The organism is uncultured Serinicoccus sp., from assembly GCF_947487915.1.
Taxonomy (GTDB): domain Bacteria; phylum Actinomycetota; class Actinomycetes; order Actinomycetales; family Dermatophilaceae; genus Ornithinicoccus.
Window position 1 is genome coordinate 289,556 of the sequence record NZ_CANKYH010000003.1, and the last position, 13,276, is coordinate 302,831.

11 protein-coding genes are annotated in these 13,276 nt (G+C 72.1%); 4 read left to right on the forward strand and 7 right to left on the reverse strand.

Going from position 1 to position 13,276, the window contains the following annotated elements:
• Positions 1-97: 97 nt before the first annotated feature.
• Positions 98-784, forward strand: a complete 687-nt coding sequence (locus Q0795_RS04900; RefSeq protein ID WP_298887280.1) for a response regulator transcription factor — start codon at positions 98-100, stop codon at positions 782-784.
• On the opposite strand, the gene Q0795_RS04905 is transcribed toward Q0795_RS04900, so the two are convergent.
• Positions 769-2,508, reverse strand: coding sequence for an alpha-amylase family glycosyl hydrolase (locus tag Q0795_RS04905; RefSeq protein ID WP_298887282.1), 1,740 nt, complete (start codon positions 2,506-2,508; stop codon positions 769-771). The genes Q0795_RS04900 and Q0795_RS04905 overlap by 16 nt on opposite strands.
• 100 nt (positions 2,509-2,608) lie before the next feature.
• The gene (locus Q0795_RS04910; protein WP_298887285.1) at positions 2,609-3,400 is read right to left on the reverse strand and encodes a VOC family protein; all 792 of its coding nucleotides are present in this window, start codon (positions 3,398-3,400) and stop codon (positions 2,609-2,611) included.
• Positions 3,401-3,499: 99 nt separating this feature from the next.
• Between Q0795_RS04910 and Q0795_RS04915 the strand changes: the two genes are divergently transcribed.
• Entirely contained in the window at positions 3,500-4,771 is a 1,272-nt protein-coding gene (locus Q0795_RS04915) for a multidrug effflux MFS transporter (RefSeq protein ID WP_298887288.1), read from the forward strand.
• A gap of 6 nt (positions 4,772-4,777) precedes the next feature.
• Here Q0795_RS04915 and Q0795_RS04920 read toward each other — a convergent pair whose 3' ends face one another.
• From Q0795_RS04920 to Q0795_RS04940, 5 genes are all read right to left on the reverse strand, one after another.
• Positions 4,778-5,257 carry a formate dehydrogenase subunit delta gene (locus Q0795_RS04920; protein ID WP_298887290.1) on the reverse strand — a complete coding sequence of 160 codons (480 nt, stop codon included), beginning with the start codon at positions 5,255-5,257 and terminating at the stop codon, positions 4,778-4,780.
• Positions 5,254-8,367 (reverse strand): formate dehydrogenase subunit alpha, encoded by a 3,114-nt coding sequence (fdhF, locus tag Q0795_RS04925; RefSeq protein ID WP_298887294.1) that lies wholly within the window; start codon positions 8,365-8,367, stop codon positions 5,254-5,256. Before fdhF ends, Q0795_RS04920 begins: the two co-directional genes overlap by 4 nt.
• Complete coding sequence (locus tag Q0795_RS04930; RefSeq protein ID WP_298887296.1) at positions 8,364-9,908, reverse strand: NADH-quinone oxidoreductase subunit NuoF; 1,545 nt, start codon at positions 9,906-9,908, stop codon at positions 8,364-8,366. The genes fdhF and Q0795_RS04930 overlap by 4 nt, the downstream gene beginning before the upstream one ends.
• Positions 9,905-10,324: an NAD(P)H-dependent oxidoreductase subunit E gene (locus Q0795_RS04935; RefSeq protein ID WP_298887299.1), complete on the reverse strand. Its 420-nt coding sequence runs from the start codon at positions 10,322-10,324 to the stop codon at positions 9,905-9,907. The genes Q0795_RS04930 and Q0795_RS04935 overlap by 4 nt, the downstream gene beginning before the upstream one ends.
• Positions 10,325-10,466: 142 nt before the next feature.
• A complete protein-coding gene (locus Q0795_RS04940) occupies positions 10,467-11,093 on the reverse strand; it encodes a dienelactone hydrolase family protein (RefSeq protein ID WP_298887302.1) in 627 nt (208 codons plus the stop codon).
• A gap of 5 nt (positions 11,094-11,098) precedes the next feature.
• Between Q0795_RS04940 and Q0795_RS04945 the strand changes: the two genes are divergently transcribed.
• Both Q0795_RS04945 and Q0795_RS04950 read left to right on the forward strand, forming a co-directional pair.
• Entirely contained in the window at positions 11,099-11,662 is a 564-nt protein-coding gene (locus Q0795_RS04945) for a winged helix-turn-helix domain-containing protein (protein ID WP_298887305.1), read from the forward strand.
• Positions 11,663-11,736: 74 nt separating this feature from the next.
• Positions 11,737-13,266, forward strand: a complete 1,530-nt coding sequence (locus Q0795_RS04950; protein ID WP_298887308.1) for an HNH endonuclease signature motif containing protein — start codon at positions 11,737-11,739, stop codon at positions 13,264-13,266.
• The last annotated feature ends 10 nt before the right edge of the window (positions 13,267-13,276 follow it).

A 13,276-nucleotide genomic window follows, 5' to 3' on the forward strand; every position in this document is an offset into this window, starting at 1 on the left:
GGCTGAGCGGTCACCACATCCGAAAGGGTGACTTCCCACCCCGCCCGGCGCCGCTTCGGCGTGCCAAGCCCCCCGACCGCAGCGTAGGGTTCTGGTCATGGTTGGGACAGAGCCGCTCCGCGTGGCCCTGATGAACGACTTCGAGGTGGTCGTCCGGGGCCTGCAGGCCATGCTCGAACCGTTCGAACACCGGGTCTCGGTGGTCGAGATCGGGGCTCAGTCGGAGGTCGAGCAGTCGGTCGACGTGACCCTCTACGACACCTTCTCCGAGCCGCAGGTCGACGGTGACGACTTCGACGAGGTGCTCGAGAGCGACGACCCGGGGGCCGTCGTCGTCTACACCTGGAACGTCGACCCGGCGCTGGTCGAGATCGCGCTGGCCAAGGGGTGCCGCGGCTACATCGGCAAGACGGTGAGCGGCGCCGAGCTGGTGGAGTGCCTGGAGCGGGTGGCCTCGGGCGAGGTCGTGGTGGAGCCGGCGACCAGCCGCGTCCCCGCCCCCGAGCCGCACTCACCCGGCGACTGGCCCGGACGCGTCGAGGGCCTGTCGGCGCGGGAGGCCGAGATCGTCACGCTCATCACGCAGGGGCTCACCAACAACGACATCGCGCTGCGGACCTACCTGTCCATCAACTCGGTCAAGACCTACATCCGCACGGCCTACCGCAAGATGGGGGTCACCCGCCGGTCGCAGGCGGTCCGCTGGGGTCTCGAGCACGGGCTGACGCCCGACACGATGCGCCGGGACGTGGAGGACGAGTCGTCGTCTCAGACGGGCGCGTAGAGGACGACCGACCAGGGACCGAGGTCGAGGGTGCCCTGGCCGTCCTGGGCGTCCACGGCCGGTGTCTGGTGGTCGCCGAACAGCTGGCTGTAGGTCCGCGCGTCGCTGTTGAAGAGCACCTCCCACCGTCCTCCGGGGAGCTCGACCCGGCTGCTGACGGCCTGCGACGACAGGTTGACCGCGACCAGGACGTGCTGGTCGTCGTCGGTGGAGCGCACGTAGGCGAGCAGCTTGGCCTCCTCGTCGGCGACGACGAGCGTGATGCGAGGGCCGCACAGCCCGGCGGTGGTGCCGTCGCGGTTCAGCCGCAGGCCGATGAGGTCCCGGAACATCTGGGTGATGTCTCGGAAAGCCCAGGCCCGCTCCCAGTCCAGGGGGACGTCGTCGCGGAACCACTCGTCCTCCAGGAACTCCTGACCCTGGAACAGCATCGGCAGCCCGGGCGCCGTCAGCACGAGCGCGGCACCGAGGGTGGCGCGCTTCTGGGCGTCCCACCCGCCGGGGTTGTCTCCCTGCACCTCGGAGGTGATGCGCGCCTTGCCGTTGGACACCTCGTCATGGGACTCGGTGTAGACCACGCGGTCGAAGGCGTGCTGATAGGTGTGCGTCACCGCCCGGGCCACGGCGCGGACGGACCGGTGGGCGTCGTCACCGGCGATGAGAGCCTCGCGGACCGGGTGGACGAACTGGTTGTCCCACTGGGCGTGCATGGCCGCCCCGCCGGGCTCGGTCGAGGTGACGGCAGCGACGCCGTGCAGGTCCTCGGCGATGACGAGGTGGCGGGGGAACTCGGTGCGCACCATCTCCCCGATGCTGCGCATCATCTCCCAGCCCTCGGGGATGTCGTCGCCGTGCGTGCCGTCGACACGGCGCATATAGGGCGTCATGTCCAGCCGCAGGCCGTCGGCGTGGTAGTCGCGCAGCCACATCCGGGCGTTGTCGAGGATGAAGTCACGCACCTCGTGCCGCCCGTAGTCCGGGCGGGTGTCGCCCCAGGGGGTCGCGCTGCGGTGGTCGTTGTAGAAGTAGATCCCGCCCTTGCCGTTCTCGGACCACCCGTCGAACTGCCAGGTCGGCAGGTCGCTGGGACCGAAGTGGTTGTAGACGACGTCGACGTAGACGGCGATGCCCCGGCGGTGCGCTTCCCGGACGAACGTCTTCAGGGCCTCCGGGCCGCCGTAGGTCGACTCGACGGCATAGACGTGCGCCGGGTTGTAACCCCAGGAGTAGTCGCCGGCGAACTCCATGAGGGGCATGAGCTCGATGGCGTTGACGCCCAGCCCCACGAGGTAGTCCAGCTTGCCCATGAGGTCGCCGAGATCCGCCGCGCGACCGTGGTCGGTGGCGACGAAGGACCCGATGTGGGTCTCGTAGACGACGGTCTCGTGCTGGCGCGGCGGGGTGAAGTCGTCGCCCTCCCAGTCGAAGGCGCCGTGGTCGTAGAGCAGGCCGTTGCCGACCGAGCTGGTGACGGCGAGCGCGCGGGGGTCGATCCGGTGGAAGGTCTGCTCGCCGTTGGTCACCAGCAGCTGGTACTCCTGCCACATCTGCGCGCCCGGCACCTCGGCGTACCAGTGGCCGTTGCCCTCGGACGCCATGCCGTGGGCCTCGGGGTCCCACCCGTTGAAGTCACCGACGACACTGACGGCGGTGGCGTGCGGCGCCCACACGCGGAAGGCGTAGCCGCCCTCCATCGGGATGGCACCCATACCGGTGACGCTCACGAAGGCTCCTTGCTGCAGCGGGACACGACGAAGGGCGCAGGGGTTGTCGAACCCGCGCCCCGAGCCTCGATCGTAGCCGCCGGGCAGGGAGCGCCGAGACCTAAGACGTCGGCTGCATGACCATGAAGACCCCTCCCTGCGGGTCGGACACCGTGGCCATCCGCCCGACCCCGGCCATGTCGTCGGGTCCGTGCACCAGCGCGCCACCCAGCTCCTTGACCCGGGCGATCGTCGCCTCGGCGTCGTCGGTGGTGAAGTAGACGGTCCAGTAGCTCGGGATCTCGTCCGGCACGTTCGGGGGCATCGCCATGAGCCCGCCGAGACCGCCCTCCTCGCCGCCCTGGATGACGCGGTAGGTGCCGTAGGGCATCGGCATGTCGTCGTAGTCCCAGCCGAAGACGGTGGCGTAGAAGGCCGACGCCGCCTCGAGGTCGCGGGTCATGAGCTCGTTCCAGGACCAGGTGCCGGGCTCGTTGCAGACCTCGGCACCCCGGTGGGAGCCGGGCTGCCACGCACTGATGACGGCGCCGGCCGGGTCGGCGTAGACGGCCATCCGGCCCACGTCCATGACGTCCATCGGGGGCAGCATCACCACCCCGTCGGCCTGCTCGACCGCGCTCGTGGTGGCGTCGACGTCGTCGGTCGCGACGTAGGTGCTCCACGCCGGGGGCATCCCGGCCGCCGTCATCTCCTCCGGCTGGCGGCCCAGGCCGGCTGCGACCTTGCCGTCGTGCAGGAAGTTGGTGTAGATCCAGGTGCCGTCGTCGTCGTGGCTGTCCTGCGCGGTCCAGCCGAAGAGCGAGGTGTAGAACTCCTTCGCCGCCTCGACGTCCGGAACCATCAGGTCGATCCAGCAGGGGGTGCCTGCGGCATAGCTCTCACGGGTGGACATGGGTGCTCCTTCGCTGGTCTGCCACGTCCGGAGTGGACATAGTCGAATGTAGGACCGGCCACCGACACACGTCCACCGTCCCGCGACTACCGTGAGGCGGTGACGTCCACCGACCGCGACCCGCAGACCGGCGCCGCGGCATACCCCCGGCGCGCGACCCTGCTGGTCACGACCACGCTCGCCTCCCTGGCGATGATCGGCCCGTTCACCATCGACACCGTCTTCCCCGGTTTCGAGGCCATCGGTCGTGACTTCGACGCCGACACCGCGGCGCTGCAGCAGATCACCAGCATCTACCTGCTCAGCTTCGCGCTCATGAGCGTCTTCCACGGTCCGGTCTCCGACGCCCTGGGGCGCAAGCCGGTGATGATCGGCGGGCTGGTGGGGTATGTCGTCGCCTCGGTCGCCTGCGCGCTCGCCCCGACCCTCGCGGTGCTGCTGGTGGCGCGCGTCTTCCAGGGGCTGTTCGCCGGGGCCGCGACGATCGTCAGCCGCGCGGTCATCCGCGACCTCTTCTCCGGCGCCGAGGCGCAGAAGCTCATGGCGCGGGTCATGATGATCTTCGCCGTCGCCCCCGCCGTCGCGCCCGTCATCGGCGGCGAGATCCTGCGTTTCGGCCCGTGGCACTGGATCTTCTGGTTCGTCGCCGCCTACGGCATCGGGGCGGCCGTGCTCACCGCCGTCGTGCTCCCGGAGACCCACCCGAAGGAGCTGCGCAGCCCGCTGCGGGTGGGAGCGGTGCTGCGGTCCCTGGGCCACGTCGCGAGGTCGGGTCGGTTCCAGCGGCTGGCGTTCTCCTCGGCCTTCGTCTTCGCGTCCTACTTCCTCTACGTCGTGGCCGCGCCGATCGTGGTCGTCGACCTGCTGGGCCGCGGCGAGCAGGACTTCTGGATGCTCTTCGTCCCGATGATCGGCGGCATGGTCACCGGGTCGCTGCTGACCAACCGGCTGGCCGGCCAGGTGGAGGGCCCCCGCATGGTGGACGTGACGATGGTCGGTCTCGTCGCGGCGGTGGCGCTCAACGTGCTGCTGTGCGCCGTGGCGCCGACGCTGCCGTGGGCGGTGCTCGGGCCGGCCGCCATGGGGGTCGCGATCGGGGTGGCCTTCCCGGTGCAGCAGCTGGCCCTGCTCGACCTCTTCCCCGAGGCGAGGGGCGCCGCGGCGTCCATGGCCTCCTTCGCCGCGCTCGTCTTCAACGCCCTGCTGGCCGGGGTCATCAGCCCGCTGGTGACCGGCACGCTGCTCACGGCAGCGCTGACCAGCGCGCTCTTCGCCGTGGTGGGTGCGGCCCTGTGGGTGTGGCACCGTCGCGCCACCGCGTCCGGGACGGGAGCACCGGTGGTCGGTGCAGCCGGGGCCGAGGCGGCCTGAGGAGGGTCAGCCGCCGGAGGGCTCGGCAACCTCGGCGCGGTCGATCTCGCCCTGGCGGTAGAGCTCGACCCCTGCCCGGAGCAGGTCGTCCATCGGTTCACCGGCCTCGACCCGCCCCACGATCGAGGACCGCATGCGCGGGTCCCAGAACTTGCGGAGGTGCGTCGCGATCTCCTCGGCGGCCCGCTGCGGCGGGTGGTGCGCCATGGCGCGGGCGATGTCCTCACCCATCCTGATCTCGGCGGGCAGCCGCTGGCGGGTCTGCGCGTCCGCGGCCTCCCCCGTCGGCGGACCCTGGGTCGGGGCGGGGTCGGCGTCGGTCGGGGCGTCGAGGTCCGGCTCGTCGCTGTCCCGGTGCCTCCAGTCCTGAGGCATCCCGCCCGAGGGCTCCTGCGGGCGCGACGCCTCGCTCCCAGCAGGTCGCGCCGGCACTCCTGGCCGCCCGTCCGGCTCCTCCGACGACGGGGCGGCGGGCACGTCGCTCACCGGCGGGCCCCGACGACCTCGACCGCCGGGTCGACCGGGTCGTGCCCGTCGCTGACCTCCTCGGCCGCCGGGTGGTCCCGGCCGGCGTTGGCGACACCGACCTGGACGGCGGTGACCTTGTACTCCGGGCAGTTGGTGGCCCAGTCGGAGTTCTCGGTCGTCACGACGTTGGCCCCGGTGACCGGGTGGTGGAAGGTCGTGTAGACGACCCCGGGCTGCATCCGGGTCGACACCAGGGCGGTGAGCGTGGTGGCCCCCACCCGGCTGGACAGCTCGACGCGGTCCCCGCTGCGGATCCCCCGCATCTCGGCGTCCGCGGGGTGCAGCTCGAGGACGTCCTCCGGGTGCCAGGTGGAGTTGGCGGTGCGACGGGTCTGGGCGCCGACGTTGTACTGGGTGAGGATCCGACCCGTCGTGAGGATGAGCGGGAACCGCCGGTTGGTCGTCTCGGTCGTCGGCACGAAGACGGTCGGGATGAGCTTGCCCTTGCCCCGGACGAACTCGTCCACGTGCATCGTCGGCGTCCCGTGCGGTGCCCGGTCGTTGACCGGCCACTGCATGGAGCCCTCGGCGTCGAGCCGCGCGAAGCTGACCCCCGCGAAGGTGGGCGTCGTGGCGGCGATCTCGTCCATGATCTCCGAGGCGGAGGCATACTCCATCGGGTAGCCCATCGCGGTGGCGATGTCGCAGACCACCTGCCACTCGTCCTTGCCGACCCGGCTCGGCATGACCGGCCGCACCCGGCCGAGGCGGCGCTCGGCGTTGGTGAAGGTGCCGTCCTTCTCCAGGAAGCTGCTGCCGGGCAGGAAGACGTGGGCGTAGCGCGCGGTCTCGTTGAGGAAGAGGTCCTGGACCACGACCATCTCCATGCTGGTCAGCGCCGCTCGCACGTGCCGCAGGTTGGGGTCGGACTGGGCGATGTCCTCGCCGTGCACGAACAGTCCCTTGAAGCTGCCCCCGATGGCGGCGTCGAACATGTTGGGGATCCGCAGCCCGGGCTCCGGGTCGAGGGTGACGCCCCACAGGTCCTCGTAGATCGCTCGCACGTCCGGCAGCGAGATGTGCCGGTAGCCCGGCAGCTCGTGCGGGAAGGAGCCCATGTCGCAGCTGCCCTGCACGTTGTTCTGGCCGCGCAGCGGGTTGACGCCGACGCCGGGCCGGCCGATGTTGCCGGTGACCATCGCGAGGTTGGCCATGCCCATGACCATCGTCGAGCCCTGGCTGTGCTCGGTGACGCCGAGGCCGTAGTAGATCGAGCCGTTCGGCGCGGCGGCGTAGAGCCGGGCCGCCTCGCGCACCCGCTCCGGGTCCAGCCCGGTCGCCTCCGCGGTGGCCTCCGGCGAGTTCTCCGGCGACCGGATGAAGTCGAGGTATGCCTCGACGTCCTCGCAGCGCTCCTCCAGGAAGCCCTTGTCGTGCAGCCCCTCGGTGACGATCGTGTGGGCCATGGCGTTGACGAAGGCGACGTTGGAGCCGGGCAGCAACGGCAGGTGGTGCGCCGCCTCGACGTGCGGGGAGCGGACGAGGGCGATCTCCCGCGGGTCGGCGACGATGATCTGCGCCCCCTCGCGCAGCCGCTGCTTCATCCGCGAGGCGAAGACCGGGTGCGCGTCGGTGGGGTTGGCGCCGATGAGCAGGACCACGTCGGTGTCCGCGACCGAGGCGAAGTCCTGGGTGCCCGCGGAGGTCCCGAAGGTCTGGTTGAGGCCGTAGCCGGTGGGGCTGTGGCAGACCCGGGCGCAGGTGTCGACGTTGTTGTTGCCGAAGGCCGCGCGCACCATCTTCTGGACGACGTAGACCTCCTCGTTGGTGCACCGGCTGGAGGAGATGCCGCCGATCGAGCCGACGCCGTGCCGCTCCTGGATCTCCCGGAAGCCCTGCGCGACCCGCGAGATCGCCTCCTCCCAGGAGACCGTGCGCCACTCGTCCTCGATGCTGTCGCGCACCATCGGGGACAGCTGGCGGTCCTCGTGGTCGGTGTAGCCGTAGGCGAACCGCCCCTTGACGCAGGAGTGGCCCTCGTTGGCCTTGCCCGCCTTGAGCGGCATCATGCGCACGACCTGGGTCCGGGTCTGCCCCGTCTGCTCGTCCCGGGTGTCGGTGACCTCGGCGCGGAAGGAGCAGCCGACCCCGCAGTAGGCGCACGTGGTCTCGACGGTGCGCTTCGGCATACCGAGGCTGACCACGGACTTCTCGGTGAGCGCGTCGGTCGGGCAGGCCTGCACGCAGGCGCCGCAGGAGACGCACTCGGAGCCGAAGAAGTCGGTGGGCCCCGGCGCGATGCGGGAGGCCAGGCCCCGGCCCTCGACGGTGAGCGCGAAGGTGCCCTGGATGTCGGAGCACGCGCGCACGCAGCGCGAGCACGCGATGCAGGCGTCGGGGGTGTAGTCGAAGTAGGGGTTGGAGCTGTCGACCGGACCGCGGCCGAGGACCGGGCCGTGGCCAGCGCTGACCCGCTCGCCGGTGCCCCCGGCGGGGTCCTCCTCCTGGACCCCCCCGGACGGGACCTCCGCCTGCCTGCGCAGCGCGGGGGACCCGTCCCTCCGGGGGGTGGGAAGACCGTAGCGCACCTCGGCGACCCCTGCCTGGCGAGCGAGCGCGGCGATCTGACAGCTGCCGCGGGAGCACCCGGCGCAGTCGGTCGGGTGGTCGGAGAGGTAGAGCTCCATCACCCCGCGACGGACCCGACGGACCTCCTCCGTCTGGGTGCGGACCACGGCGCCGTCGGCGCAGGGGGTGGTGCAGGAGGCGGGGGTGCCCCTGCCGCCCTCCACCTCGACGAGGCACAGACGGCAGGAGCCGAAGGCCTGGAGCGAGTCGGTGGCGCACAGGCTGGGGACCTGCACCCCGGCCTGGCGGGCGGCCCGCATCACCGAGGTGCCCTCGGGCACGGTGACCTCGCGGTCGTCGATGGTGAGGGTGACGGTCGTCCCGCTGCGCACCTCGGGGGTGCCGAAGTCGGGTTCGGGCAGGTATGCCGCACCCGTCACCCCGTCCGCGGCGTCGGCCGCACCGGGGGTGGGTCCCGGCATACCGGAGCCGTCGCCGTCCCGGCTGGCCTGGCCGAGCTGGCTGGCGACCTGCTCGGCGGTGGGGATGGTGGCGGTCATCGCGGGCTCCCTCCGAAGTCCTCCGGGAAGTGGGTGAGGGCGCTGCGGACCGGGACGGGGGTGAGGCCGCCCATGGCGCACAGCGAACCGGTGGTCATGGTGGCGCAGAGGTCCTCGAGGAGGACGAAGAGCTGGTCGCGCCCCTCGGCGCCGGCCGGGGTGCTGGTGATCCGGTCGATCGTCTCGACGCCACGGGTGGACCCGATGCGGCAAGGGGTGCACTTGCCGCAGGACTCGACGGAGCAGAACTCCATGGCGAAGCGGGCCATCCGGGCCATGTCGACGGTGTCGTCGAAGACGACGAGGCCACCGTGGCCGAGCATGCCGCCGGCCTCCGCGAGCTCCTCGTAGCCCATGGGGACGTCCAGCCGGTCGGCCGGGAGGTAGGCGCCGAGCGGGCCCCCCACCTGGACCGCGCGGACCGGGCGGCCGGTGCGGGTGCCGCCGCCGATGTCCTCGACGAGCTCGCGCAGGGTGATGCCGAGCGGCGCCTCGAAGACCCCGCCGCGGGCGATGTTGCCGGCGAGCTGGAAGATCTGCGTGCCGCGGGACCGGCCGACACCGCGGGCGGCGTAGGTCTCGCCGCCGTCGGCCAGGATCATCGGGATCGCGGCGAAGGAGAGCAGGTTGTTGACGACCGTCGGGCTGTCCCAGAGGCCGCGCAGGGCCGGGATCGGCGGCTTGGCGCGGACCTCGCCGCGGCGGCCCTCGAGGGACTCCAGCATGGAGGTCTCCTCGCCGCAGATGTAGGCGCCGGCACCGACCCGCACCTGCAGCCGGAAGGCCCGACCGCTGCCCGCGACGTCGTCACCGAGGTAACCGTGCTCGGTGGCCACCGCGATGGCGTCGCGCAGCCGGGCGATCGCGTCGGGGTACTCGCTGCGGCAGTAGATGTAGCCCTCGGTGGCGCCGACGGTGACCGCAGCGATGGTCATGCCCTCGAGGAGGGTGAAGGGGTCGGCCTCGGCCAGGATGCGGTCGGCGAAGGTGCCCGAGTCGCCCTCGTCGAGGTTGCAACACACGAAAGCCTGCTCCGCGCCGCCCTGACGCGCCTGCAGGACGGTCCGCCACTTGACGCCGGTCGGGAAGCCCGCTCCCCCGCGCCCGCGCAGCCCGGAGGTCACGACCTCCTCGACGACGTCGGTCGGGTCCGTGTCCAACGCGCGGCGCAGCCCGGCCCAGCCGCCCTGGGCCTCGTAGGCGCGGATGTCGGTCGGCTCGGCCAGCCCGATCCGCACCAGGCTCACGCGGTCCTGGGCCGTGAGCCACGGGTCCTCGTCGACCACCCCGATGCAGGTCTCGTGGTCGGCACCGGAGAGCATGCCGGCCTCGAGGAGGGCAGGTATGCCGTCGGCCGCGACGGAGGCGTAGCCGACCCGCCCGCGGTCGGTCTCGACCTCGACGAGCGGCTCGCGCCAGAGCATGCCCCGGGTACCGTTGCGGCGGACGGTCACCCCCTCGACCTCGGCGAGGGCGGCCGCCACCTCGTCGGCGCCGACGGCGCGGGCCGAGGAGTCGGCGGGGACCCAGACGGTGGTCATCGGGACCAGCCTGACTCCGCGGTGGCGATGTCGTCAATGGTGACGTGCCCCCGGAGCCGGCCGTCGATGCTGGCGCTCGGCCCCAGGGCGCAGTTGCCGAAACAGAAGACCTCACGGACCTCGACGTCCTCGCGGTGGGCGAAGTGCTGCTCCGTGGCGGCCCAGAGGTCGGCGGCCCCCACGGCCTGGCACGCCTCGGCCCGGCAGATCTGGACCTCGTGGTCGGCCGCCGGGCTGCGCCGGAAGTCGTGGTAGAAGCTGACGGTGCCGTGCACCTCGGCCACCGAGAGGTTGAGGACGTCGGCGATCTCCGCGACGTCCTCGTCGGCGATGTGGCCGTGCTCGGCCTGCACCGCATGGAGGATCTCCAGCAGCGGTCCGCGCTCCCGGGCATACCGCTGTGCGATCACGCGCACCGACTCCCCCCGCGCCGACCGGGGTGTCAACGCTTCGGTCTGCTGCCGACCTGCACGCGCCACGTCGCGCCTCCCATCCTCGGGTGGCTTCCTACTCTACGTCCACCGACCGACAGAGGGACACAGAATCGGGGCGTCAGCGCTACGCCAGGAACGACCGCACCCGCTGCACCACCAGCGCCGCTGCCTCGGGGTCGTAGGCCTCCAGCGAGCGGTCGGTGAAGAGATGCTGGTCACCGGGATAGACGAAGAGCTCCGCCCCGGCGTGCGACTCAGCGAGCTCCCGGGCAGCGGGGAGGTCCTCCTCGAAGAACTCGTCGCCCGCCATGCCGTGGATCTGCACGGGCACCGACTCCGGCCACGAGCTGCCGAACTCCGAGACCGGCAGGCAGGAGTGCAGGAGCACCGCCCCCCGGGCCCCGGGCCGGGTCTGCGCCAGCCGCTGGGCGATGGTCACCCCGAACGAGAGGCCGGCATACACGAGCTCGTCACCGAGGCCGTCAGCCGCCGCGGCGCCGCGCTGCCGCAGGGTGTCGAACCCGGTCGTCCGCGCGTGGTCGAAGCCCTCCTCGATGCTGTCGAAGACACGGCCGTCGAAGAGGTCGGGGACGTGCACGACGTGCCCGTCGGCCCGGAGGTCCTCGGCCAGGTCCTGTACTCCGGGGGTGAGTCCCTGGATGTGGTGGAACAACAACAGCTCAGCCATGCGCGCACCCCTACTCGTCTCAATGATCGACAAATATCGAACGTTCGGACACGTTAGTCTCATGTGCCGTGGCTGACAACCCCCCGGACTACGAGCTCGCCGACCGGCTGGCGCTCACCCGTGCCGAGCAGGTCAAGGCGATCGGCCATCCCCTGCGCACGACGATCCTGCAGCTGCTCCACGAACGGGCGGCGACGGTCACCGAGCTCGCCTCGTCGGTCGGCCGCCCGAAGAGCACGGTGGCGCACCACGTGGCGGTCCTCCGGCGCACCGGCCTGGTGCGGGTCGTGCGCACCCGCAAGGTGCGCGCGGTCGAGGAGCGCTTCTACGGCCGCACCGCCCGCCTGTTCCACGTCGCGGCGGAACCGTCCGCGACCGGTGATGCACTGCCGCTGGACTTCAACGACCTCGCCGTCGCCGCCCAGGAGTCCGGACCGGCGTACGCCGAGGGCCGGCTCTGGGGCTTCGTCCGCCACGCGCGGCTCACGGAGGAGCAGGTCTCGCAGTTCTGGGACCGGATGGCCGCGCTGGTCGAGGAGTTCGACGCGCTGCCGCGCTCGGGCGACACCGTCTACGGCTTCGCGGTCGGCGTCTACCCGACGGACCATCCCCGGTTGCCACCCGTGCAGTGACCCCGCTCGAGGCGACAGTGCCGGGGACGTCGCAGCTCAGCGGGTATGTCGGTGGTGGCTGGTTGAGTCGGTTCATGGAGAGGCGAGGGGGAGAGCAGCCGGGCCGAGGGGACGTGTGGTCGGCCCGGTCGATCGCTGCCGCGGGCCCGCCGGACTGGGTGGGCGCGCCGACGTGGGAGTCGCTGTCGCGGGATGACGGCACCGACCATGCCGCCCGCGGCGCTGGGTGGTGCCACCGTGGCTGGGGCGAGGACGCCGAGGGCCCGTCGGGTGAGGTCGACGAGCCGTTGGACGAGATCGACCGGTTGGACGCGGTGGAGTATGCCGCGTTCATGGCGGAGGTCTACGACGCGCTGGACGGGCGGGGTCGGGACCTGCCGGCGCGCGAGCTGCACGGGGGTCTGGCCGAGGCGCGGGCTGCGCTGGGGCGGGCGGCACTGAGCGCCGAGGAGACCGTCACCGTCCTCGACGACGCCCTGGTCGAGGCGATCGAGTCGGTCGGCAGGCTGGCCACGCAGCTGGGGGCGGTGGGGTTCACGCTGGCGCGGGAGGCCGCGGCCCGGGGCCTGCACCAGGACGTGGCGCTGTCGCTGACCGACTGGTTGCGGGTGCGCTGCCCGTGGCTGAGCACGCAGGACGCCGCGCAGATCACCGATGTGGTGAGGGCGTGCGAGTCGCCGGCCACGGCCGCGATCGGTGACGCCGTCGCCAGCGGGAGCGTGCCGGTGCACCGGGCGGCGCTGGTCGCCCGCACGATGAGACGCCTGGAAAGCTCGCTCGACACCTCCCAGCAGGAGGCCTACACCCAGATCGCGACCCGGGCCGCCGCGCAGGCCGACCTGTCGGACCGGGACCTGGCCCGGGTGTGCCACCAGCTCGTCGAGGACCTGCTGCACGAGGCGAAGCCGGGTGAGCGCGAACGGGCCGCGCACGAGCTGCGCTCGGTCACCGCCCGTCGGGTCGGTCCCGGGCTGACCCGCTTCACCGTCGATGCCCCCGACGGTGTCGCCGCCACCATCAACGGCGTGCTCACCTCGGCGCTGGCCGCGCCAGCCCCGGTCAAGGACGCCAACGGGCACGTCCTCGAGCCGGATACCAGGACCCCGACCCAGCGACGCTTCGACGCCCTGGCCACCACCATCGGGCGCGGGATCGGCCACCCCGGGGCACCACCCTCGACCGCGCGGGCCACGGTCCTGCTGGTCATCCCCTTCGACCCGAAGCGGGGGGTGCCCTGCGGGCCGGCCACGACGGCCACCGGTGACTACGTGCCACCCCGGCAGGCCGCCGAGCTCGGCTGCACCGCCGACATCACACCGGTGTGGCTGGCCGCCGACGGGGCCCCGCTCGCGCTGGGCCGCGAGTCCCGCTACGCGAGCCCCGCGCAGTGGAAAGCCCTCGCGGTACGCGACGGCGGGTGCTCCTTCCCCGGCTGCACCGCGCTCCCCCAGTGGTGCGACAGCCACCACCTGGACCACTGGGCCCGTGGCGGCCGCACCGACGTCGACCGGATGACCCTGCTCTGCGGACGCCACCACACCCACGTCCACCAGCACGACCTGACCGCCACCGTCAACGGCGGCACCCTCACCTGGCACCTCTGAGCACCCCGCC

Coding starts and splice junctions, on each gene's coding strand:
- Q0795_RS04930 (WP_298887296.1), bottom strand. CDS start 9,908: ATGACCACCGTCTGGGTCCCCGCCGACTCCTCGGCCCGCGCCGTCGGC.
- fdhF (WP_298887294.1), bottom strand. CDS start 8,367: ATGACCGCCACCATCCCCACCGCCGAGCAGGTCGCCAGCCAGCTCGGC.
- Q0795_RS04900 (WP_298887280.1), top strand. CDS start 98: ATGGTTGGGACAGAGCCGCTCCGCGTGGCCCTGATGAACGACTTCGAG.
- Q0795_RS04940 (WP_298887302.1), bottom strand. CDS start 11,093: ATGAGACTAACGTGTCCGAACGTTCGATATTTGTCGATCATTGAGACG.
- Q0795_RS04950 (WP_298887308.1), top strand. CDS start 11,737: ATGGAGAGGCGAGGGGGAGAGCAGCCGGGCCGAGGGGACGTGTGGTCG.
- Q0795_RS04910 (WP_298887285.1), bottom strand. CDS start 3,400: ATGTCCACCCGTGAGAGCTATGCCGCAGGCACCCCCTGCTGGATCGAC.